At 70.2% G+C, this 22,881-nt stretch carries 16 protein-coding genes and 1 pseudogene; 5 read left to right on the forward strand and 12 right to left on the reverse strand.

Annotation, left to right across the window (positions count from 1 at the left end):
• Positions 1-23: 23 nt before the first annotated feature.
• Positions 24-1,550, reverse strand: coding sequence for an SDR family oxidoreductase (locus AOK22_RS28250; protein ID WP_055701547.1), 1,527 nt, complete (start codon positions 1,548-1,550; stop codon positions 24-26).
• A 76-nt stretch (positions 1,551-1,626) separates the two neighbouring features.
• Positions 1,627-3,753, reverse strand: coding sequence for an MMPL family transporter (locus AOK22_RS28255; protein WP_055701548.1), 2,127 nt, complete (start codon positions 3,751-3,753; stop codon positions 1,627-1,629).
• Between the two features lie 76 nt (positions 3,754-3,829).
• Between AOK22_RS28255 and AOK22_RS28260 the strand changes: the two genes are divergently transcribed.
• Complete coding sequence (locus tag AOK22_RS28260) at positions 3,830-4,396, forward strand: MarR family transcriptional regulator (RefSeq protein WP_208606456.1); 567 nt, start codon at positions 3,830-3,832, stop codon at positions 4,394-4,396.
• A 94-nt stretch (positions 4,397-4,490) separates the two neighbouring features.
• On the opposite strand, the gene AOK22_RS28265 is transcribed toward AOK22_RS28260, so the two are convergent.
• Positions 4,491-5,990: an FUSC family protein gene (locus AOK22_RS28265; protein WP_055701550.1), complete on the reverse strand. Its 1,500-nt coding sequence runs from the start codon at positions 5,988-5,990 to the stop codon at positions 4,491-4,493.
• 321 nt (positions 5,991-6,311) lie between these two features.
• Here AOK22_RS28265 and AOK22_RS40210 point away from each other — a divergent pair.
• Positions 6,312-6,643, forward strand: a pseudogene (locus AOK22_RS40210) (transposase family protein); the annotation flags it as partial.
• A gap of 110 nt (positions 6,644-6,753) precedes the next feature.
• Here AOK22_RS40210 and AOK22_RS44045 read toward each other — a convergent pair.
• Entirely contained in the window at positions 6,754-7,029 is a 276-nt protein-coding gene (locus AOK22_RS44045; protein WP_425264071.1) for a PTS sugar transporter subunit IIB, read from the reverse strand.
• Positions 7,030-7,444: 415 nt separating this feature from the next.
• Here AOK22_RS44045 and AOK22_RS28275 point away from each other — a divergent pair, with 415 nt between their 5' ends.
• Positions 7,445-9,391, forward strand: coding sequence for a flavin monoamine oxidase family protein (locus tag AOK22_RS28275; RefSeq protein ID WP_055701552.1), 1,947 nt, complete (start codon positions 7,445-7,447; stop codon positions 9,389-9,391).
• A gap of 23 nt (positions 9,392-9,414) precedes the next feature.
• Here AOK22_RS28275 and AOK22_RS28280 read toward each other — a convergent pair whose 3' ends face one another.
• The 4 genes from AOK22_RS28280 to AOK22_RS28295 form a co-directional block, all read right to left on the reverse strand.
• Entirely contained in the window at positions 9,415-11,328 is a 1,914-nt protein-coding gene (locus AOK22_RS28280; RefSeq protein WP_055701553.1) for a CASTOR/POLLUX-related putative ion channel, read from the reverse strand.
• 335 nt (positions 11,329-11,663) lie between these two features.
• Complete coding sequence (locus AOK22_RS28285) at positions 11,664-11,870, reverse strand: cold shock domain-containing protein (RefSeq protein WP_055701554.1); 207 nt, start codon at positions 11,868-11,870, stop codon at positions 11,664-11,666.
• Between the two features lie 263 nt (positions 11,871-12,133).
• The gene (locus AOK22_RS28290; protein ID WP_055701555.1) at positions 12,134-12,874 is read right to left on the reverse strand and encodes a bestrophin-like domain; all 741 of its coding nucleotides are present in this window, start codon (positions 12,872-12,874) and stop codon (positions 12,134-12,136) included.
• A gap of 30 nt (positions 12,875-12,904) precedes the next feature.
• Entirely contained in the window at positions 12,905-13,975 is a 1,071-nt protein-coding gene (locus AOK22_RS28295; RefSeq protein WP_157872304.1) for a hypothetical protein, read from the reverse strand.
• Between the two features lie 431 nt (positions 13,976-14,406).
• Here AOK22_RS28295 and AOK22_RS28300 point away from each other — a divergent pair, with 431 nt between their 5' ends.
• Positions 14,407-15,255 (forward strand): L,D-transpeptidase, encoded by an 849-nt coding sequence (locus AOK22_RS28300; protein WP_063795345.1) that lies wholly within the window; start codon positions 14,407-14,409, stop codon positions 15,253-15,255.
• A 7-nt stretch (positions 15,256-15,262) separates the two neighbouring features.
• Here the strand turns inward: AOK22_RS28300 and AOK22_RS28305 are convergent, their stop codons facing one another.
• The 4 genes from AOK22_RS28305 to AOK22_RS28320 form a co-directional block, all read right to left on the reverse strand.
• Positions 15,263-16,105, reverse strand: a complete 843-nt coding sequence (locus AOK22_RS28305; protein ID WP_055701557.1) for a hypothetical protein — start codon at positions 16,103-16,105, stop codon at positions 15,263-15,265.
• Between the two features lie 124 nt (positions 16,106-16,229).
• Positions 16,230-18,854, reverse strand: a complete 2,625-nt coding sequence (locus AOK22_RS28310) for an SdrD B-like domain-containing protein (protein WP_055701558.1) — start codon at positions 18,852-18,854, stop codon at positions 16,230-16,232.
• Between the two features lie 168 nt (positions 18,855-19,022).
• Positions 19,023-20,348, reverse strand: coding sequence for a threonine/serine exporter family protein (locus AOK22_RS28315; protein WP_208606457.1), 1,326 nt, complete (start codon positions 20,346-20,348; stop codon positions 19,023-19,025).
• Positions 20,349-20,455: 107 nt separating this feature from the next.
• On the reverse strand, positions 20,456-21,517 hold the full coding sequence (locus AOK22_RS28320; RefSeq protein WP_063795346.1) for a Dyp-type peroxidase: 1,062 nt from the start codon (positions 21,515-21,517) through the stop codon (positions 20,456-20,458).
• 133 nt (positions 21,518-21,650) lie between these two features.
• Here AOK22_RS28320 and AOK22_RS28325 point away from each other — a divergent pair.
• Positions 21,651-22,881, forward strand: a 1,231-nt coding sequence (locus AOK22_RS28325; RefSeq protein ID WP_055701561.1) for a right-handed parallel beta-helix repeat-containing protein, incomplete at its 3' end; no start/stop codon positions are given.

Below are 22,881 nucleotides of genomic sequence, written 5' to 3' on the forward strand. Positions count from 1 at the left end.
GGACGGGCGGGACGGTCATACGGTCACGTGCGGCGTGTCCGCGCGGGCGCGGCCCCGCCGTTGACGGCCGCCTGGGTGATGTTGCGGGCCATGCCGCCGAAGACGACGGAGTGGAAGGGCGACACGGACCACCAGTAGGCGTGGCCCAGCAGGCCGCGGGGGTGGAACAGGGCCCGTTGGCGGTAGCGGGTGCGGCCCTTCTCGTCCTCCTCGGCGTACATCTCCAGCCAGGCGAGGCCCGGCAGCCGCATCTCGGCGCGCAGCCGCAGGAGCCGGCCCGGTTCGATCTCCTCGACCCGCCAGAAGTCCAGGGAGTCGCCGACGCGCAGGCGCTCGGCGTCCCGCCGGCCCCGGCGCAGGCCGACCCCGCCGACGAACCGGTCGAGCCAGCCGCGGACGGCCCAGGCGAGCGGGAAGGAGTACCAGCCGTTGTCGCCGCCGATGCCCTCGATGACCTTCCACAGCGCTTCGCGTGGGGCGTCCACGGAACGCTCCCGTTCGTCCCGGTAGAGGCTGCCGCCCGCCCAGTCCGGGTCGGTGGGCAGCGGGTCGCTGGGGGCGCCGGGGATGCCCGCCGAGGACCAGCGCGTGGCGACCTTGGCCTCGCGGACCCGGCGCAGCGCCAGGGCCAGCGCCTCGTCGAAGGGCAGCGGGCGGCCCGGCGGGTCGGGGACATAGCGTGCGATGTCGTGTTCGTGGCAGACGACCTCGTGGCGCAGCGACTCGGTCAGCGGCCGCGCGATGGAGGCCGGTACGGGCGTCACGAGGCCGACCCAGTGGCTGGACAGGCGCGGGGTGAGCATCGGGACGGGCACGATGAGCCGCCGCGGCAGTCCCGCGACGGCGGCGTAGCGGCGCATCATCGCCCGGTAGGTCAGCACGTCCGGGCCGCCCACGTCGAAGGCCCGGTCGACGTCGTCGGGCATGGTGGCCGAACCGACGAGGTAGCGCAGCACGTCGCGGACGCCGATGGGCTGCGTACGGGTGTGCACCCAGCTGGGCGTGACCATGACCGGGAGCCGTTCGGTCAGATAGCGCAGCATCTCGAAGGAGGCCGAGCCCGAGCCGATGACGACGGCGGCCCGCAGGACGGTGGCGGGCACCGGCCCGTCCAGGAAGATCCGGCCGACCTCGGCGCGGGAGCGCAGATGCGGCGAGAGGGAGCGCTCGGGTACGTCGCGCGGGGTGAGCCCGCCCAGGTAGACGATGCGCCGTACGCCGCAGGCGTGGGCCTGTGCCGCGAAGATCTCGGCCGCGCGGCGGTCGGCGGCCTCGAAGTCCGCGCCGGTGCCGAGGGAGTGCACCAGGTAGTACGCGACGTCGACGCCCCGCATCGCCGCGGCGACCGACTCGGCGTCCATGACGTCGCCGCGGACCGTCTCCGCGGCGTCCGCCCAGGGGTGGTCCCGCAGCTTGTCGGGCGACCGGGCCAGGCACCTGACCCGGTGGCCCGCCTCCAGGAGCTCCGGCACCAGCCGCCCGCCGATGTACCCGGAGGCTCCGGTGACCAGGCAGTGGAGCCCGTCCGCCCGCTGTCCGTCCGTGGCCATGGCCGTTCCTCCTCGCGCCGCACGTACACAAAGGCTTCATGATCGGACGCCTTCGTGGATGCAGCGCGCGCGGCAATCACCCGTCGGACGGATCCGGGGCTGCGCTGTCGGACGGACGGCGGGGTACGCCGCCGCGGGAGAGGACGCCGGGCCACCACGCCCGGGGGCCGATGTCGATCACGAGGGCGGGCACCAGCAGCGAGCGGACGACGAGGGTGTCGAGCAGGACGCCGAAGGCCACGATGAACGCGACCTGCACGAGGAAGGCGAGGGGGATGACCATCAGCGCCGCGAACGTCGCGGCGAGGACGACGCCGGCCGAGGTGATGACGCCGCCGGTGGTGGTCAGTCCGCGCAGGACGCCCTTGCGCGGCCCGTGGACCAGTGCCTCCTCCCGCACCCGGGACATCAGGAAGATGTTGTAGTCGACGCCGAGGGCGACCAGGAAGACGAAGCCGTACAGCGGGACCGAGGCGTCCGTGCCGCTGAATCCCAGGAGGTGCTCGAACACGAGCGCCGAGATCCCGAGCGTCGCGAAGAAGTTGAGCGCGACGGTGGCCACGAGGAGCACCGGTACGAGCAGCGAGCGCAGCAGCACCACCAGGATCAGCAGGATGATCCCGAGCACGACGGGCACGATCACGTTCCGGTCCCGGGCGGCCGTCTGCTGGGTGTCGTACTGCTGGGCGGTGTAGCCCCCGACCAGGGCGTCCGCCCCGGACACCGCGTGCACGTTCTCGCGCAGCCGCTCGACGGTCCGCTTGGCGGCGTCGCTGTCCGCGGCGGCCTTCAGCGTGGCGTCGACGCGCACCCGTCCGTCGACGACCTTGGGGGCGCCGCCGCCGGGCCGTCCCGAGGCGGTGACGGGGGCGGCCGAGGCCACGCCCTCGGTGTCACGGGCGGCGGCGGTGACCTCGTCGGCCCGGTCGGCGGCGGCGATGATCACGGCGGGGTTGCCGGAGCCGCCGGGGAAGTGCTCCTCCAGCGTCTTCTGGGCCGTGACGGAGGAGGCGTCGTTCACGAAGGTCTCGTCGAGGGGCACGCCCTGGGAGGACAGGCCCGGGGCGAAGGCGGCGAAGGCGGCCAGGACGAGCGCGGTCACCACCCAGGTGCGGCGCGGCCGCCGGTCCACCCGGGCCGCGATCCGGCGCCACACGCCGTGCCCCTCGACGGTCGCGTCCGAGGCCTTGGGGCGCGAGGGCCAGTAGACGCGGCGGCCCAGCAGGGCCAGTACGGCAGGCAGGAAGGTGAGCGTGGCGAGGACGGCGCACGCGATGCCGATGGCGCCGACGGGGCCGAGGGCGCGGTTGTTGGTGAGGTCGCTGGCGAGCAGCGCCAGCAGGCCGAGGGCGACGGTGGCGGCGCTGGCGGTGATCGCCCCGAAGGAGCGGCGTACGGCGGCCACCGCGGCGGCGACGCGGTCGCCCCGCACGGCCAGCTCCTCGCGGAAGCGCGCGGCCAGCAGCAGGGCGTAGTCGGTGGCGGCACCGATCACGAGGATCGACAGGATGCCCTGCACCTGCCCGTCCACCCGGACGACGTCCCGGTCGGCGAGGGCGTAGACCACGGCGCACGCGAGTCCCAGGGCGAACACGGAGCCGAGGATGATCACGAAGGGCAGCAGGACGCTGCGGTAGACCAGGAGCAGGATCAGCAGGACGGCGCCCAGGGCCACGCCCAGGAGCAGCCCGTCGATGCCCGCGAACGCGTCCGACAGATCGGCCTGCGTCGCCGCGGGTCCGGCGATCCGCACGGTGGTTCCCGGCACCTTCTCGGCGGCCTCGCGCACCTCGTCCAGGACGGTGGGGAGCTTCTTGCCCAGGTCCGGCGCGAGCTGGACGACGGCCTGGAGCGCCCGGCCGTCGTCGGAGGCGAGGGCGGGCGAGGGCCTGCCCACCACGCCGGCGCGTCCGGCGAGCGCGCCGACGGCGTCCCCGGCACCCGCCCGCTGCTCCTGCGTCACCCGCTCCCCGTCCGCCGTCCAGATCACGATGGCGGGCAGGGTCTCCGACTCGGCGAACGCCTCACGGGCCTCCAGCGCCTTGGTGGACTCCGCGCTGCGCGGCAGGAACGCGGCCTGGTCGTTGGTGGCCACCTCGCCCAGCTTTCCCGCGTAGGGACCGAGCGTGCCGCCCACCCCCAGCCAGACGAGCAACAGGACGACGGGCACGAGCCAGCGGAGCCGACGCGGAACGGTTCTCATGGGTATCCCCAGCAGCAGAACGAACTATGTCAACGGCAAAGTATCTCAACGGTTGAGTGATCTTATACTGAGGGGCATGAGCGGCCGAGACACTCCCTCCGCACCTGTTCCGGACGAGGACCCGACAGGACTTCCGGACGAGGACCCGACAGGGTTGCAGTCCTTCGCCGTCCTTCTGCGCCGGATGAACGGGGAGTTCAACCGCATCGCCCAGGAGTTCGCGCAGGCACACGGCCTGCACCTGACGGACGTGCAGGCACTGATCGCGATCCTCGACGCCGACGCGGACGCGGACGCCGCCGACGAGCCCATGACGCCGGGCCGACTGCGCAGGCAGCTCAATCTCACGTCGGGCGCGGTCACCGCGTGCATCGACCGGCTGGAGAAAACAGGGCACATCCGACGCGTACGGGCCGTGGACGACCGGCGCGTGGTGCACCTGCACTACGAAGAGGCGGCCAAGCGGCTCGCCCGGGACTACTTCCGGCCGCTGGCGCGGGGCACCGAGAACGCACGCGGCCGCTTCAGCCGCGAGGAACTGGCGGTCGTCGTCCGCTTCCTGTCGGAGGTGAACGGGGAACTCGCCCTGCTGCGGCACGAGAGCCCCGAGGGCGGGGGGCACGGCGGGGCGACGGGGACGTAAGGGCTCCCCGGTCGAGGGGAGACGCCTACGCCGTCAACACGGCCGCGCCTACGTCGTCAGCACGGCCCGCCTACCCCAGCCGACAAGGCCGCGCCTACCCCATCAGCGGCGCGCGGCCCGTCCTCTGCAAGGGGGCGGCGAGGTCGGCCAGCGCCCGCTCAAGACTGTGCAGATGCGCGAGCGCCGGCTCCACGGCGTGCGACAGCTCACCGACGACGTCGGCCGCGCCCGGCACCGCGCGCTGTGTCGTCAGCGCCTCGACCGCGGCCTCGACACGCCAGCACGCGGCGGCCAGACGGGCGTCGTGGGACGCCTCCGGGTCGGCGGCGACGGCAGCGAGGCCGCGCACCTCGCGGGCACAGACGTCGAGGAGGTCGAGCACCTGGCCCGCGCGTTCCTTGCGGTCCCGCAGCGGGCTGAGCGGGTGGACGAGCGGCGCGAGCGAGAAACGGACCTTGCCGAGCAGCTGCTCCAGCTCGGCGACGCGCGGCGCGGGGTCGGCGGCCTCGGACCCCGCGAGCCGGGCGGCGGCCTCGGCGGTGCAGGCGTGCACGCACCGCAGGGCGCGCTGGATCCAGGCGTCGGTGGTGGCGTGGGTCGTCACGGGCAGCACGAGGAGCACCGCGAGGACGGCGCCGAGCGCGCCCGCACCGGTCTCCGCGACGCGCAGGGCGAGCAGCGCGGGGTCGAGCACCCCGAGGAGTCCGTAGAGCACCCCGGCCATCACCGTCACCGCGAGCATCATCCAGGTGTACGAGACGGCGGCGGTGTAGAAGATCCCGAAGACACTGACGGCGACGATGAGCGCCGAAGGCACGGGCGCGCCGTGCAGCGGTATCGCGAGGACGAAGCCGACGCCGATGCCGAGCACGGTGCCGAGCACCCGTCGGAAGCTGCGCACGAGGGTCTCGCCGCTGGACGCGGTGTTCACGAAGACCCACCAGGTGGCGCCCACGGCCCAGTACCAGCGCTCGTGGGACAGCACCTGCCCCAGGGCGAGCGCGAAGGCCCCGCCGGCGACCGCCTGGACCGCCTGCCGCGTGGTCGTCCGGGCCAGCCCCGTGCCGCCGGGCGCCGGGGGCGCGGCGGGGACGGGACGCCGCCGCTCGTAGCACCACGCGCCGAACCGCACGGCGGACGAGGCGCACAGCGACAGCAGGACGGCGCCGAACAGCTCGGGCAGCTGGCCCGGCACGGTGTGCAGGAACTGCGTGGCGAAGAACATCATGAACGCGAAGACCCCGAGGGAGTGCCCGCGCGGTCCCCACCGCCGCGCGTACACCCCGAGCCCCATCACGGCGAGGAAGGCGACGTCCCGGGCCACGGGTACGTCGTGCAGACAGGCCGCGAGGGCCAGTACGGGGAAACCGACGACGGGCAGCAGCGCGGTGGTGACCGCCTGGCCGCGCACCGTCGCGTCACCCACGGTGAAGAGCGCGAGCAGCGCGGCGAGGCCACCAGTGACGGCCGCGACGAGCGAGTGGCCCGCGACACCGCAGACAGCCACGGCCAGCGTGATGCCGAGGACGGCACGGGAGGCGAAGCGCAACCGCATCCGCCCCGGATCCGGCGCCACGAACACCCTCTTCAGCACAGCTCCCCCGCCCTTTCCGCGACCCGTCCCGGCCTGCCCACACACAAAAGGCGCCGCGGAGATCCGCAGCGCCATCGACAGAGCCATCAGACCACCTCATGCACCCATGGCTCAAGCCAGCGTCGACAGACTGATCCAATGGCCCAGCCAGGACCACTCAAGCTGACCAGCAGGTAAGCCAATGGATCACAGCGCCCTGGCGCACCAAGGCACGTGGGCGCACTCACAGGAGCACCGGACACGCAGGCCCCCAAAGCCGCCATAGCCGCCGCCACACGCACGAGACCCACTGCCGCCAGGCGGCCCCGCGCGTAGCAGCAACTTCTCGACGGGACTCTCGCCGAGTGCGACCGGGCCGACTATTCCCACGAACACCGGCGCCACGGCGTGAACGTGCAGGTCATCACCGACCCCAGCGGCCGACCGCGGTGGCTCTCACCCGCCCTGCCGGGCCGCACCCATGACCTGACCGCAGCCCGCACCCACTCGATCATCCGGATCTGCGAGCGCCAGGGCGTGCCCATCCTGGCCGATCTCGCCTACCGGGGCGCCGGCCCGTGGCTGACTATCGGCATCAAACGCAGACCCCTGCAGGATTTCCCCCCACCGAAAAGACCCTCAATCAAGCGCTGGGCGCAGCACGAGCACGAATCTTTTCCCGCCACAAGGGTGACATTCCAGCCACGCAAATCCAGGCCGCCATAACTGCCAGCCGCACCAAATTCCCGCCCAATGAAGTCAGCAACGAGGAAGGTGTGCCCCGTTACGCTGATTCCGGCTGCAACAGTTCATGGATTTCTGCGGCTAGATCATGGACACGAGAGCCGACCACCAACTGCACCACCACGCCGCTCATGGCAACGGCATGCACATCCAGGGCCCGAAGCACCGCTAGATCCACGCTCTCGGGGTCAATTACTTCCACACGTACACGAGTGACACACACTCTCGCCGTAGCGATGTTCTCCAGGCCGCCTAGGCCAGCAATAACGCCCTCCGCAGTGCTCCTCATGGCGCCTCCTTCCTCCATTCGTGCCATCGGATTGCAGTCATCGTGCCAGCCGCACTGACCTGTCGCATTCGGAAGGCAAGCGATGAGCGACCAGATGGGGCACGCTGAAAGCGCACCATGCGCGGCGGAAGGTTCACACCGCGCGCATTGTGCGCGCTGACACGCACACAGCACGAAACGCCCATTCACTGATCCAGCATCTCGGCCGAGTCGAACGACGGTGGCCACGACGGGGATTCGGCACCAAGGACGTCATCGCCTCCTGAAGCTCTCCAGCCGTACTGGACCAGGGCCGATATGGCCCCAGGCGGCAGCAGGCCCGGAACACGTTCACGGTCGGCCGTGTCGGGCAAAGCACCCCGTGGCTGCTGATCGGGTGATCCGAGGGCCGCCTTCTGTGCGCCGTCGCGAGGGAGCCCGACCCAGGCCTTAGACCGGACGAATGTCCATGCATCGTCTTTCCCGTCGCGCCTTCACAAGAACCGCCGCAGGTCTGGCCGCGGTCGGCGTTCCGTCCGCGGCAGCGGTCCCCGGCCACGCAGCGGACTGGAGCGGCAGCGCTCCGCCCGTCGCACCGTCGCCCGAGGAGGCCTCGGCGGAGGTGGCACGAGCCCTGCTGGTCCTGGACAGAAACGATCAGCCTCTCATTCCCGCCTACAAGCGTGTCCTGCTGGGGCGGGGGCTGCCCAGGGCGGGTGGCCGCACCAAGAAGGTGCTGGTCATCGGGGCGGGGGCGGCCGGGCTCACCGCGGCGCACCTGCTCAACGAAGCCGGTCACGAGGTCACCGTGATCGAGGCCAACGGAAACCGGGCCGGTGGCCGCATCAAGACCTTCCGAACCGGCGGACACGAGAAGGCCGATCAGCCCTTCGCCGACCCGAAGCAGTACGCGGAAGCCGGTGCGATGCGCATCCCTGACGTGCACCCTCTGGTGACCGGTCTCATCGACCAGCTCGGCCTGAAGCGACGCCGTTTCCTGCTGACGGACGTAGGCAGTGACTCCAAGGCCACGGGCCGCACCTGGCTGTATGTGAACGGCATTCGGGTACGGCGCGCCGACTACGCCAAGAACCCCAAGGCGGTGAACCGGTCCTTCGGAGTCCCCCAGCGTTTGTGGCACCTGACCGCAGCGCAGATTCTCGACTCGGCCCTGGATCCGGTCCGCGACGAGTTCTCCGTCACGGGATCCGACGGCCGGCGCGTCGACAAACCCCTGCCGGAGTGCCTGGCCGGCTGGACGCGTGTGGTCCAGCAGTTCGGCGAGTGGTCGATGTACCGGTTCCTGTCGGAGCACGCGGGCCTGGACCACCGCACGATCGAACTGATGGGCACCTTGGAGAATCTCACCTCCCGGCTCCCCCTCTCCTTCCTCCACAGCTTCGTCGACGCCGCACTCATCCATCCGCAGACCCGCTTCTTCGAGATCGACGGCGGTACGGCTCGGCTGGCCGATGCCTTGCTGGCCCGGGTGGACCACTTGGTCCGCTTCGACTGCCGTGCCACTCGCGTCGCGTACGGCGCGGAAGCCCCGGCCGGCAAGGGAGTGTGGGTCGACACCGTCTCCGAGTCCCATGGCGGGCCCGTGCGGCACGAGCACTTCACCGCCGACGTCGCGATCGTCACCGTGCCGTTCTCCGGGTTGCGCCAACTGCCCATCTCCCCACCGCTCTCGTACGGCAAGCGGCGGGCCATCATCGAGACGCACTACGACGCTGCCACCAAGGTCCTTCTGGAGTTCTCCAGGCGCTGGTGGGAGTGGACCGAGGCGGAGTGGAAGCACGAACTGGAGACGTTCCGGCCCGGCCTGTACGCCGCGTACCGCGACGGCAAGGCGCCCACTGACGGATCCCTGCTGGGCGCTCATCCCTCGGTGCCCAAGGGATGGCTCACCGACACGCAACGAGTGCAGTACGCCGCGCGTCGTTCGAGCCTGCGCGACCAGCCCGAGGCAACAGCGGCCATCGGCGGCGGCTCCCTCTCCGACAACTCCAACCGCTTCATGTTCCATCCCTCCCACCCCGTCCCGGGAAGCGAGGGTGGCGTGATCCTCGCCTCTTACAGTTGGTCCGACGACGCCTTGCGCTGGGACTGCCTGGACGACGACGCCCGCTACCCGCATGCCCTGCGCGGCCTGCAGGACGTGTACGGCCAGCGGATCGAGGTGTTCTACACCGGTGCGGGACGCACCCAGAGCTGGGTGCGTGACCCCTACGCGTACGGTGAAGCCGCCGTGCTGCTGCCCGGCCAGCACACCGCGCTCCAACCGCACTTCGCCTCCGTGGAGGGCCCTCTCCACTTCGCCGGGGACCATACCTCGCTCAAATCCGCCTGGATCGAGGGCGCGCTCGAGTCCGCGGTACGCACCGCCCTGGAGGTCCACCACGCCTGATCCCCGGGCGTCACCCGGTCCCCTCAGCACCGTCCGTCGAGGACGATCACCTTGTCGCCGCCTGTCAGGGACAGCAGCGTCGCCTTGTCGGGGTTGACCACGATGCCGTAGTCCGGCTTGCGCTGGGCGTGTCGGGCGAGCCGGTAGCCAATGGCGATCTGGTCGCGTCGGAGGGCGGCTTCGACCACCGTGTAGAAGGTGATGGTGGCGTGCGGCCGTACGTACTCCTGGGCGGGCCGGAGCCTGATCTGGCACCCCTCGGGATCGAAGAGTTCCTGGAAGAGCCGGTTCAGCTCGGGGTTCTCGGAGGTCTGGGCCATCCGCAGACTGAGCAGGTTGTCGCTCAGGATGAAGTCGTCGGCGTGTGCGGCTTGCGCCAGCGTGCGGTTCCGGTCGTCGGCCATCTCGGTCACCACGGAGAAGCCGTGGCCGTGCTGAGTGGCCAGGTCCCGCAGGTGCAGCAGGGTCATGAGCGTGCGCGAGTCCGTCGCGGACTTGTCGATCGCTCCGGCGTCACCGACCACCATCACGTGCTGGTACGCCGCCAGATCGACCCCTTCCAGGACGACACGGTCGGCGGGGTCGGCCGCGAGCAGGCCCAGTTCCAGCTGCGGAAGTCTGGTGCGGAGCTTCTCCACGCGGTCGTCCAGGTCGGGCAGGTCGGCGACTATGTCGAGCCGGGAGCCCTTGGGCGCCAGCTTCGCCAACTGGTTCACGGCTTCGGGTGTCCGGGCGTTCCAACCGAGAAGCAGCACTCGCTCGGACCGTGGGTCCGATGCCTCATCGGTGACGATCGCCTCGAAGGTGATGGCGGGGATCTCATCGGAAGGGATGACGGTGTCGTCGTCCTCCGAGATGGCGACGATCTGGTCTGTGCGCAGGATTCTGGTGTCCGCCGGAGGGTTGAGCAGGATCTGCCCGTCGAGACGGCGAAGCCCGATCACCGTGGAGGTGCGGAAGGTGTAGACGGCCTCGCCGAAGGTCTGCCCGGCCAGTTGGGGCTGGGCGGACATGTAGATCTCGTCGCCGTCGAATTCGAGGAGTTCCGTGTAGACGATGGACAGGCCCGACTGGAGGCTCGTCTGGACGAGCAAGCGGGCGATGAAGCACTGAGCACTGACGACGTGGGTGTGCGCGCCGCCGGCGATCAGGGCCGCCGGAAGGTTGTGGTCGTCGACGATGCTGGTCACCACGTGCGGCACGGGCCGCCCTCCATCGCTCGCCTCGGCGAGTGCTCCGCTGGTCACCGCGAGGAGGCACTTGATGACGGCGATGTCCGCGTCATCGTGTTCGGGGGGCAGGACGATGATGGACCGTGCCTCCCTGGGGTTGACGAGGCGGATGTCGGAAATGCGGGTGGGGTCGCCGGTGCGGCAGACCACCCGTGTCGGCGCGGTGTCGCCCACCCGTTCTCGTACCGCGTCCTCCATCTGCACCTTGTCCTTGGGGGCGAGCACGGTCACGCAGGCGTACTTCTGATTGCGATTGGCCTTGACGAGTTCCGAGATGATCATGTGGACCTGCTCGGACCAGCCGAGGATGACGGTGTGGTCGCTCTCGACGACCACGGACCGTCCCTTGCGCAGCTTGCTCAGCTTGCGCTGGATGCCCGCGCCGAGGACCCCGATGAGGGTGCTGAGCAGCAGGATTCCGATGATGGTGATGACCGTCGAGACGATGCGGTACGCGACACCGACGGGAGGGTCCGCAGGGATGTAATCGCGCTGCAGCATGCCTGGAGGGTTGAGGACGCGCAGGGCGCTGCGCCACAGAACGGACGCGGCGCCTTCCTTCCGTACGGTGTCGGGCGCGAGCACGAGGAGCGTGATGGCGTTGAGGACGGCGAGCACCAGCATGGCCACCGCGATGACGCCGATCATCGCGGGAGTACCGCGCGCCATGGCATTGTCGAATCGGTAGCGGAGACGTCGCAGCATGAGCCACCTCCTGGGATACGGGGCAGCTCGCGCGCCGGTACCGGAGGCGGCGCGAGCTGGTGGTCGGACCGCTACGGGGCAAGGGGTTCCGTCACTTCATGTGGCTCTCCGTGCCAGACCCTCACGGGATCACCGGTCCAGGCGTACCGCACGCTGCTGTCGGCCCTCCAGGAAGGTGCGAAGAAGCGGTGGCACCCCTGCTGAACGGAGAGTCCCTGACTCACAGGCGAACGGCACGGCCTGCTCCGGTCGGGTGACACGCCGTGTCACGGCGGCCGCCGTGCGGGTCGCGCCGAAGCGTCCCGCCGCGGCCGGGCCGTGTCTCCGCCAACTCGTCAGGGGCGTACCCGCAGAGCCTGGAAGCGGCCTCCGATGAACTCCACGAGGAAGGAAACGTGCTGCTCCGGTGAGAGCACGTGCGTGCCTTCCAGCGCGTCGGCGTCGACATAGACGGGGACTGTGTCGCCGAAGGGCACGATGAAGCCGTATCCGCGTTGACGGTCCCACCACTCGACGAGTCCCTCACGCCGCTCCTCCGTCATCGAAGAGCCTCCATTCCTTCGCGGGAGCACTGGACAGCCGCAGTCCACAGACGCATGGTCGCCGTGAACGGTTGTGGCCCCACTCGGGCTGATGGGAGCCCAGTGCACGACGTCTCGGGGAAGCACGACGAGCGCCCGCTCACGACAGCCCCACTCTGCACGGTCCCCGGTCCGCCCGCACCGTGACGGCTGCCGGAGGTGTCGGACCCCGCTGCGTTCACCGCGCGTCCCGGTACTCACCCGAGGGCAGGAGGGAAACGGGCTCAGAAGTGCCGGACGAACGGGGACGCGTCGACCGCGAACAGGCCGCCGAAGGGGCTGTCCAACTGGTAGATGAGCAGCGCTGTGAAGGCGATGAGGCCGGACAGCCCCATCGCCATGACGACGTGAGTGAAGCTGCGCCGAACGCCGAACATGAACATGAAGGCGATGGTGAGGACACCGCCGACGACCAGGCCGAACCAGATGACCGGCGAGAGCCGCTGCCCCGCGTCGGACTCGCGCCCGCGTCTCGCCTCGTCCAGGGTGCTGAGCTGGGCCAGCGTTTCCTGTCCCGTGGCCTGCTGCGCGGGTGTGGCGTGGTCGGGCAACTGCGCCGATGCGCGCACTCGCTCCAGCAACTGCCAGCCCAGCGGGTCCGGCGCCGCGTCCTCGGCCAGGGTCGGCCATTCGATGTCGGTCACGTGACGGACGTATGCCTCTACCTCCTGACGCATCCGGTCCGCCTGCGAGGCGGGCAGACCGGCGGCCAGGAGATGGATCTGGTGCGCCGCGCCGGCCTCCGCCGCGACATGGTCTTCCGCACTGGAGTGCGTGTCCCACACCGTGACCAGGGCAAGGCCCAGGACAAGGGCGTACAGGACGCCGACCATCATCGAGATGTACTCGGCGACGTCTTCGCGGGGCTCCTCGTCCGGCCCCATCGGATGGAAGCGGTGCTTGATCAGGACGACCACAGCGGCGCACAGCGCGACGCCAAGGACGATGGCGATGCTTTCGATCATGGGGAGCCCCGTCGTGGGTCGGTCGCGTGATCAGCGTCTGCGTGAGCCAAGGACGGCGGCCGCGACAGCTGCGGGCAGGAGAATGAGGAAGAGTGCGGTTCCCACACCCAGCCCGGTGGGGGTGTGGTCCGCGCGGACGAACCGGCCGAGCAGCGACCGCGGGGGCCGTTCGTCCGGCGTCGGGAGCTGCGGCCGGTTCTGGGGCAGACCCACTTGTGGAGGCGGTGCCACGGCGTTGGGCCGTGGCACCGCCTCACCGGGCATGGCGATGCCGGGCGGGGGCGGCGGCGGTGGCGGGGGCACGAGTGGCGCCGCCGCCTGCGGCCCGGCCTCGCGCGGGGCCGGCTCGCGGGGCGGCCGGTCAGGTAGCGGGTCGGTATCCCCCGGTGGCCTTCGCCTCGGAGGGGTTCGCGCCGGCCGGCCCGGCAGCTCGAAGCGGGCCGAGGCGCGCGCCGTCAACCGGGGCGGGGGCATCGTGCCGCCGGCGGTGGTGAGGGTGTGCAGTCGATCGCTGCCTTCGACGCGGCCCTGGCTCAGGTGGGTACCGGGAGGACGCCGCACCTCGGCCGTACACGTCGCACTCGCCCGCGGGGCGAGCAGGGGGACGACGGAGCGGCCGCCTCCGCAGTCGGTCCGGTTCCGCCCCACCACGGGATCCATGACGCGGGCACCGTGCACGGCCCGGTTGCCGGTGTTCGTGACGGTGTAGCGGATCTGGGCCCGGTCGGGGCCCGTCACCCGTACCTTTTCCCGCAGGTCCAGTGCGGCGCCGACCCCGGCGTACCCGGAGCGCGCCGTCGCCTCGACCGTGGCCCGCAGGTACGGCTGCCACCCGACGGCCCGTACCGCCGCGTCGTGGGCTCCGGGGCGGGCGATCCCGGTCGCCGTGCACCGCACCGTACGCAGTCCGGTCAGCAGGGGAACCTTGGCGCGGCCGCCGGGACACCGCATGCGTGCCCCCGGCAGCACCGGGTCCTGAATACGCAGGTCGTGCAGGTCGGCACCGCCGCGGTTGACAAGGCGGTACGACGCGAGCACCGGTGTCCCTGTGCGGATGCCCGGTCGCTGCGCGCCAAGGCCCGGACGGGTGTTGACCGTCACCTGAAGGACCAGCCCACCCGATGAGGGGCCATCGGCCGCAGAGGGCCCGGTCGCCGACCAGCAGGCCGTTCCCAGGAGGAGGCCAGTCAGCAGCCACCGCGTCACTTTCCTTTCGCGCGGACCGATCATCACACCAGGATGCTGGTCGCAGGGGCTCGGTGCGGGTCCTGGCGCCGCGCACGCCACGCGGTACACCCGAACGGCTCTCGTGCCTCTGCCGTCAGGTGGCGCCCCGGTAGTACCGAGAGGGCCGTGGTGACCGATCGGACCGACCCGGAATCCGGGCACAGTCGGGTGAGGCGGGACCGAAGACAGCCGATGCGACTGGCGAGATGGCCGGTCAGAACCCCACAGGTGGAGCTCGGGCGCCGACCGGCCTATTCGGCCTACGGCCCGCTGCGCCCGGGGCCGTGGCCTTGCATCATCACCTCATGGACAGACATATCGACACCGCTGATGACGGTGGGCGCGGCAGGACGGGCCTGTGGCCCGGGCGGCGTGCGGCGTACGCCGTCACCGCGGCCGGCCTGGCGCTCGCCTTCAGCGTGACGTCCCTTCCCGCGGAGGCGGCGAGCGCCCAGGCCCCGGCCCGGTGCAGGGCCGGCACCGGGCCGTACCAGTGGCAGCTGGAGAAGCACCTGAAGCTGAAGCAGGACGGCGTCCAGTCCGAGGCGGACTGTCGCGCCATCCAAGCCTTCCAGCAGCGCCACCGCGTCAGGCCCGCCACCGGCCAGGCGAATCTCCACACGTACCGCATGCTGCTGATCGTGCAGGCCGGCAAGGCGCCGAACAAGGCCCGTCACTGTCCCCAGCGTTCTTACCGGGTGGTCTGTGTGGACCGCACCCGGCAGCTGCTCTGGGTTCAGCAGGGCGCCAAGGGCAAGCTCGTCATGCGGCCGGCCCCGATCCGCACCGGAGCGCGCGGGGTGGAGACCCGCGGCGGCATGCACCGTGTCTTCCGGCGGGTCAGGCACGACTACTCCCGCATCTTCAACAACGCCCGCATGCCCTACTCGCAGTACTTCAGCGGTGGTCAGGCACTGCACGGCACCTACGGCGACATCTACGACGGTGGCGGGTCGCACGGCTGTGTGAACTTGCGCCTCAAGGACGCCTCCTGGCTGTGGAGGAAGGTCGGCAAGGGCAACCGCGTCTACGTCTTCGGCCGCAAGGCGGGCACCCTTCCGCGCGCCGCCGTCACCGATGACGAACTGATCGCGACCACGAAGTGGGGCTACCTGGATGGCGCGGGTGGCCAGGGAGAGCCCGTGGCCTGGTAGCCCGGCCTCAGGCGCGGCGGGCGGGACCGCCCCAGGGGGTGTCGGGAACCTTCGCGGCGCTCCTGCCCGCCACGATGTCGATGCGCACCGGTCCGGGCAGCCCGCGCACGGCCGCCTCGACCCGTCGCAGGTCGCCCGTCGGGCCGATCCAGTACTTCAGCGGGGAGCGGGTGGTGCGCACCGCCGGCTTGTCCTTCGCCGAGGGGCGGGGCCCGGAGACGATGTCGTAGTCCGTGCCGTCGAGCGATTCCCGGCCGAGCCAGCGCGGCCCGGCCTGCGCGAGCAGCTGGGCGTTCTCGGGGCGGTTCGACCCCAGCATGTGCGTCATGCGCAGGGCGATGTCGAGCGGGTCGGTGCTGTAGGCGCGGGGGGACCAGGCCGGTCCACGCAGGCCCGAGGCCGCCTTGGCGATGCTCCGCGGATCCGCGTCCCGCGCCGCGTCCGGGCCCTGCTTCGCCTTGTCCGGGCCCTGCTCCTCCTTGTCCGGGGCCACCCCCAGGCCTCCCATGTCCCAGGCCAGCATGCCCGTGCCACCCCGGGCCTGACGGTCCGTCATGTGGTAGCGCCCCACGGCACGGTGGACGCGGTAGTCGACGAGGCCCTCGACGACCATCGCCTGCTTCTCGTCCTGCGGGACGGTGATCCGCAGCTCGGCGGGGCTCGCCTCGTACGTGCTCATCCGGGCCATGGCGAAACGCTGGACCTCGGCGCCGGTCAGGGCCCGCTCGGCCGCGGCGTCCGGACCGTGCACCGCGACGCCGACGGTCAGGGCCGCGCCGGCCGCGACCACCCCCGCACAGGTGAGCAGGGTGCGGCGGCTCAGTCGGCGCAGTGGATTCGTGAGGGGCATGGGCCCGCCTTCCGTGAAGTGTGCGTGGGATCCGTGGAAATCCCCGGAACGGGGACGGCAGCCCGCCCGCGGCCGTGAGGCCGGGGCGGACTGCCGCAGTGGTCCAAGTCGATCGAGAGCCGGACTACTTCTTCTTGATCGGCTTCTCCGGCTTGTTCTTGAGCGTCACCCGGAGCGGGTTGAACTCACAGTTCTTCTCGGTGACCTTGAGCGGCCCCGTCACGGCCGCCGCGCCCACGGGCTTGATGTAGCCCTCGGGGGTGGCGGTCTCGACCAGGTAGTAGCTGCCGATCATGATCTTCGGGAAGGTGCACTTGCCCTTGGCGTCGGTGGCGCACTCGCCCAGGCGCTTGTCGGCCTTGCCCTTGCGCTGCAGCCCCTTCGTGCCGTTGGACTCCTGCCACAGCTGGAACACCGCGCCCATCACGGGCTGACGGTCCTTGGCGCTGACCTTGGTCAGGATGATCTGCGTCGGCTTGTGGAAGCCGAAGTCGATGTCGTGGTCGTTCTGTCCGGCGCCGTCGATCTTGACGTCGGCCGCCGAGAAGCCGTTGCCGTAGGGCTTGCCGTTGGAGTCGACGGCCATGTTGCCGCCGTTGCCGAACTGCGAGGGCTTGTAGCCGTAGAGCACGCCGCCCTTGGCGTAGTCGGCCGGGTTGTCCATGCGCACGAAGTACTTGCGGCCGTACTTCCAGTCCGCCGCGGCGACGTTCTTCACCAGCGTCGAGTCGAAGTAGTACTCGCCCCGCGCGTTGGTCTTGGCCGTGCCGATCTTCTTGTTCTGGGCGTCGTACAGGTTCACCGTGGCGCCCACGACCGGCTTCTCGTCCGCGTCCTGGATGCCGTTCTTCATGCGCTTGCCGTTGTCGTACCAGACACGGTTGCCGATCTGGAACGGCGCCTCGTCACAGAGCACCTCGAGGTCGGCCATGGAGCCGCCCTTGCCGAAGGTGGTGGTGAGCTGGTTGCCGAGGCCGGAGGCGCGGGCCGGGTCGAAGCGGTTGATGAACATCGTGCCGCCGTTCCAGACGTCGTCGATGACGTCGATCCCGGAGGTGGCGATGGTGTCCTCGACCTTGGACAGGGCGATGCCGGAGAACGCGGACTCGGTGTGCCAGGTGGCCCGGTAGTCGCCCGGGTAGTACTCCTTCGGGAGGCTCCCGTCCGGGGTCGCGCGGCCGCCGTTGTTCTGCGGTGTGGCGTTGTTCTTGCAGCCGCCGTTGCCGTCCAGGACGAACTTGCCGTCCTTCTTGCACGCGCGGTTGATGTCACCGCCCGCGGACGGGTCGGCGTCCGCGGCGCCGCCGGGCGTCCGGGAGAGGCCGTTGCCCGTCTGGTCGGAGTAGCGGTCGCGGAAGCCGAGGATGAGCTCCCCGTCGGTGTCCACGACGATGTCGCCGAGGATCGGCTGCGGGTAGGCGTGCCGCGGCCCGCAGTTCTGCTCGACCTCGCCGTTCGCGGTCTTCACCTTCTGCGTGGGACGCCATCCGTTGGCCCACGGGAACCAGCCCGCACCCTTGCAGGTGCCGGGCAGGTCATCGGCGACACCGCGGGAGAAGTCGAGCCGGTCGTTCATGATCGTGCCGGTGAACTTGCCGCTCTTCGGGTCGAACGTCTGGATGACGGCCCGCATGTCGGCCTTGCTCTGGCTGGACTCGCCCGAGCAGACACCACCCACGTAGACCGTGCCGTCCTGCAGGCCGAGGCCGAAGGGGCGCCAGTCACCGGCCGCGGCGCAGCCCGGATTCGGGATCGCGTACGAACCCTTGGGCGCGCTCGCGGTCTTCTTGGTGGCGTCATACCGGTAGAGCTTGCGGTCCTTCAGGTTGACGACGTAGAGGTCCTTGCCGTCATCCGTCACATCCACATCACCCAGCGACTCCTTGGTCACCGACGGGACGATGCCGATGTCGAAGCCCTCCTGACCGCTCGCGGTCATGTTGTGCGGGGTGTTGCCGACGTTGGGGACCTTCGTGAAGAGCGTGGTCTCCTGGCTCTCGCGGTCGGTGAGGTAGATGGCCCCCGGACCGTCGGGACCGTACTTGGCCGCCCGTCGCGTCATCGCCCCGGAGAAGATCCACTTCTTCGGCTTGCTCCAGCCGATGCCGTAGACCGCACCCGTGGTGCCCTTGTCCGCCAGGTCCGTCGTCTGATTGTTGTTGCCGCGGGCGTTGTAAGGGAAGCCCACCAGCGTCCGCCGGGTGTCGGGCTCGGAGAACCCTTCGATGTCCTTGCCGATACAGGCCGTGACCAGCTCGGCGTTCTTCTGGCAGTAGTCGCCCGGGTACCAGAAGGACGTCGTGAACTCGGCGTCCTTGCCGCCCTTCAGGTCCACGAACTCGACGTTCGAGGACATGATGTTCGGGTCGCTCAGGTCGTCCTTGGGCTGGGCGAAGCCCGGGAAGAGCACGCCCGGCTTGGGGTTCTTGGCCTCGACGCGGTACTTGCCGCCCCGCAGCTTGGTGCCGGGCGCGAGGTCGACGACGCCGTTCGCCCCGGTCTTGCCTGTGATGCTGCGGCCTTCGGCGTCGGTGAGAACCACCTCGACCCCGGACATCCCCGGCTCCAGCGCCTGGTCCCACTCGCCGTTGGCATCCACCGCGCGGACGACACGAACCTTGACGGACCCGTCACCCGCGTCGCGGACCTGGGGGGCCGCCGCGAAGGCCGGCAGACCGGCGCTGGCGGTAGCCGCAGTGAGCAGCATGGTCATGCCATGCAGCGCCCGCCGCTTGATGAGTTGTTCCACGGTTGTCCTCTCTGCGTCTCGAATTCGAGAAACATTCGCAAACCTCCTTATTTCTATCGATAGGCAGCAAAAGGCGCGCCCGGTGATGACCCGTATGGGACGTGCCACACAGCCATCTGGAGGGGAGGAAGGAGGAGGGGGTCGGGAAAGCGGAAAATCAGGCGGGCATCATGGCCCGGACCAGCGGCGACGGAACTGCCGAAAGAAATACGCCGCTTCATTACCGAAGCTGACACCTGTGGCCAGCACGACCATCAAGGCGATGGCCTGCACCATATGCGTGACGCCGTGGTCCGAGTCCCTGACGGCGAGCTCGCTCAGTGCGCGGTAGAGGACGCTGCCCGGCAGCAGCGGCGTGACGGCAGGAATCACCAGAGGCAGCGCCGAATCCCCCGTACGCCGGGCGATCAGACGACCCGCCAGACTGATGCCCACCGCGATGACACCGGTGGTCAGCATGCGTGAGTACCCCATGTCGCGCAGCACCACGTACCCCATGACGCCGCTCGTCCCGAGCAGCATCACGGCGAACCACCGCCGAGGCGGCACGCGCATCCGGGAAGCGATCGCCACGGCGAAGGCCGCCGCGCCCACAAAGCGCCAGGAGAAGTAGTCGATCGTGGTGGTCTGCGAAAGAAGCGGCAGGTCCTGTCCGTTCTTGGTGGCGACGACGAGGACCATTCCGATGCCGGCGACGATCGCGACGAACACCAGCGCCGCGTCCATCAACCGGGCGTACGCGGTCAGATAATGACCGGTCAGCGCGTCCTGCACGGCGTCCACCATGGTGAGCGTGGGCAGCAGAGAAAGCACTCCGCCGACGATGATGGCCGGACTGATGTCGCCGTGGCCGAGGAGTTCGGCCAGATAGGCGAAGACCGCGGCGGGCATCGCGGCCAGCGCGAAGCGGTAGAAGGGCAGGACCCCGAGCGCCGACAGAGTGTTGGTGAGGTATCCGGCCAGCGTGGCGGCGACGAACGACGGGACGATGACCCGCAGGTCACCGCCCGCGACCAGGCTTCCCGACGCGGCCACGGCCCCGCTGTGCCCGGCGGCCAGCCCCCACCGGGCGGCCCGCCCGGTCGGCACCGCGCGATTGAGGGACGGGCTCAGCGCGATCGCGCGTTCCCGTGCCTCGGCGGCAGGGACCGTGCGCTCGCTGATCTCCTCCACGAGCCGGTGGGTCCGCTCCAGCGCCGTGAAGTCGGTCGTCCTGCGGCGGATCACCCGCTGTTCCACCAGCGGCCGGGCGTCACCCGGCATCCGGCCCGACAGGGACACCACCCACATCGTCACGTTCGGCTCGCACCACTGGAGCCCGAAGGACTCCGCCGTCGTCATCATCCCCGCGGCCGTCTCCTCGGCGGAAGCACCGTTGGCGATCAGCGCTTCACCGATCATCAACGCGAGGGCGATGACGAACGCGGGGTCGGGGTTCCAGGGGTCATCGGGCGGCGGCAGCACCGGGTCCGGATCGGGCTCGAGGCCACGCATCCTGTCCAGCTTCGCCTGCAGCCACGGCAGCGACTCCCTGGCCAACGCACGGTCCTTCCCTTTGCCGGACAGATCTGGCCGCGGTTGCCACGCGCTCCAAGGCCCGGTCAGGCCAACAGGTCACCCAGACGTTCTCCCGGCCCTGGCGCGGGCAGGACATAACCGACGGCCGACGCACGGTGCTCGGTGAAGGCACTCATGGCGTCCTCACTGGCCAAGCGTTGCTGGACACGCACGAAGAGCTGGGGGTCCCGCATGTACGCGAGGAACAGCAGACCCTTGTCATCGTGTCCGTCGTCGTAGGAATAGCCGCGCCGGAGCATCCGCGCGCCGCCGTCGAGCCGGGAGTGGGCAAGGCGGACGTGAGCGTCGGCGGGAATCACGTAGCGGCCCCGGGGAGACTTCGCGTACAGGTCCACGGCGTCGCGTTCCGTGCGGGACCCCAGGGGCGCACCACTGGCGCGGTGACGGCCGATCACTTCTTCCTGCCTGCCTGTGGGCAGTGCCGTGAAGCGGTCCACGTCCATGTGGATGCGGCGGTAGACGAGGTGTGTGCCGCCGCTGTCGTTCCATACCCAGCGAGGCAGTTCGCCCTGAGGTGGATTCTCTGTGCCGTCCTTGAAACCGAAGAGATTCCGCGGGGTTTCGTGGGCGTCGTGCGGCGGCAGAAATCCGCTCTGCCGCCAGCGCAGGCCGAGAGCATCCCGCGCCTGGGCGGTCAGCCGGGTCAGGGCCCGTCGGCAGGCGAGCGGATCGTCCGCGCACAGCTGGACCAGGAGGTCACCGCCGCTGCGCCGCGCCTCCAGGCGGTCACCGGGAAAAGCGGGCAGGTCACGCAGCCCCTCCGGCGCGGGAAGGCGCAGCTTGCGGTAGAGGTCCGGCCCGGCGGCGACGGTCACCGTCACCCCTCGTGGCGGGCGCGACGACCACTCGGACAGCGCGCGCCGCACACCGTTCGCGGGCGCTCGCCCTCCGCCGCTGCCCCGTACGTCGAAGGCGGCCATCAGCACGTGGCGGGGCTGCGCCTCGGAGACGCCTGCCTGCGTTCCGCGCTGCGGGCGCTCGTCGTCGCGACCGGCCGAGCGCGACGCGCAGCCGCTCGCCCCCGCAAGGGCCACGGTCGTGGCGGTGAGCAGGAAGCGGCGGGACGGGGGCGGCGGAGAGGTCACCGGTACTCCTCACAGAGTGCGCGCCATGGTGGGCCGGAGTGGCAGGCCTGACGGTACACCTTGTGACATGCAGCCAGTTGTCACTAAATGTCGCGTCCTTGCGCAGTATTGGCGCGGTTCCGTACGCGTGAGCATGGCCGTGCTGGCCGGGGCGGTCTGTCTGCCCCTGTCCGCTTGCGGCTTCTCCGGCTCCGACGATCGCCCCAGCCCGAGCGGGCCACCTGCGGTACTGCGCGTACCGGGTCAGTACTCGTCAATCCAAGCAGCGGTCGATGTCGCACGATCAGGCGACACCGTGCTGGTCTCTTCGGGGGTTTATCGGGAGGCCGTGGCCGTGCGGCGGCCGGGGGTGACCCTACGCGGCGCCGACCGCTCACGGACCGTCGTCGACGGTGAGTTCAAGCGGGCCAACGGCATCACCGTGACGGGCAGGTCCTCGGTGGTGGAGAACCTGACGGTCCGTAATCACCTGGCCAACGGTGTCCTGTTCACCGGCGTCACGGACGAGCGCCTCCAGGGGTCCGGTGCGGGAGGTGCCGGATACGATCCGCTGGACACGGCCAAGTTCCCACCTCTGCGGGGATTTCGAGCGTCGTACGTCACCGCGTACAACAACGCCCTTTACGGGATCTACGCCTTCGATGCCCGCAGCGGAGTCATCGAGCACTCCTACGCCTCCGGACAGTCCGACTCCGGAATCTACGTCGGCCAGTGCGACCCCTGCGACACCGTCGTGCGGAAGAACAAGCTGGAGCACAACGCCATCGGCATCGAAGTCACCAACGCTTCAAAGGATTTGTATTTCCTCGGCAACGTGGTGCACCGCAATCGCGTGGGCATGACGGTCAACTCCAACAACCTGGAGGCACTCGGCCCTCAGCACGAGGCCGTCGTTGTCGGCAACACCGTCACGGACAACAACGACGACCGCAGTCCCGAACAGGCCGAGGGCGGATACGGCATCGGTGTCGGCATCGGCGGCGGTACCCGAAACCGCGTCGAGCGCAACCGCGTCGAGGGCCACAAGGTCGCCGCGTTCGTCCTCAGCGATGTCCAGGGCTATCCCGTCAAAGAGAACCGCATCACCGGAAACGCGGTCGGCCGTCGTGACACGGCCCTGGTCCTGGAGGCTCACCGCACGGGTGGCAACTGTTTCGCCGGCAACGGGGCGTCACCCACCAGTCCGGCCCCGCTGCCCCGTGCTGCGGTTGTCTGCCCCGGCAGGAACGAGCCGCTGACCGACCCTGGAAGAACCCGCCCCATCGAGATGCCACCGGGCATCTCCTTCAAGGAGGTTCCCGCTCCGGCTCCGCAGCCTGACATGCCCCGTGCCGCGACCGCGCCCGCCCGCCCCGCGTCCAACC

The organism is Streptomyces silaceus, assembly GCF_001419745.1.
GTDB lineage: Bacteria > Actinomycetota > Actinomycetes > Streptomycetales > Streptomycetaceae > Streptomyces > Streptomyces silaceus.

Coding starts and splice junctions, on each gene's coding strand:
- AOK22_RS28250 (WP_055701547.1), bottom strand. CDS start 1,550: ATGGCCACGGACGGACAGCGGGCGGACGGGCTCCACTGCCTGGTCACC.
- AOK22_RS28255 (WP_055701548.1), bottom strand. CDS start 3,753: ATGAGAACCGTTCCGCGTCGGCTCCGCTGGCTCGTGCCCGTCGTCCTG.
- AOK22_RS28260 (WP_208606456.1), top strand. CDS start 3,830: ATGAGCGGCCGAGACACTCCCTCCGCACCTGTTCCGGACGAGGACCCG.
- AOK22_RS44045 (WP_425264071.1), bottom strand. CDS start 7,029: ATGGCACGAATGGAGGAAGGAGGCGCCATGAGGAGCACTGCGGAGGGC.
- AOK22_RS28275 (WP_055701552.1), top strand. CDS start 7,445: ATGTCCATGCATCGTCTTTCCCGTCGCGCCTTCACAAGAACCGCCGCA.
- AOK22_RS28280 (WP_055701553.1), bottom strand. CDS start 11,328: ATGCTGCGACGTCTCCGCTACCGATTCGACAATGCCATGGCGCGCGGT.
- AOK22_RS28285 (WP_055701554.1), bottom strand. CDS start 11,870: ATGACGGAGGAGCGGCGTGAGGGACTCGTCGAGTGGTGGGACCGTCAA.
- AOK22_RS28290 (WP_055701555.1), bottom strand. CDS start 12,874: ATGATCGAAAGCATCGCCATCGTCCTTGGCGTCGCGCTGTGCGCCGCT.
- AOK22_RS28300 (WP_063795345.1), top strand. CDS start 14,407: ATGGACAGACATATCGACACCGCTGATGACGGTGGGCGCGGCAGGACG.
- AOK22_RS28305 (WP_055701557.1), bottom strand. CDS start 16,105: ATGCCCCTCACGAATCCACTGCGCCGACTGAGCCGCCGCACCCTGCTC.
- AOK22_RS28315 (WP_208606457.1), bottom strand. CDS start 20,348: ATGCGTGGCCTCGAGCCCGATCCGGACCCGGTGCTGCCGCCGCCCGAT.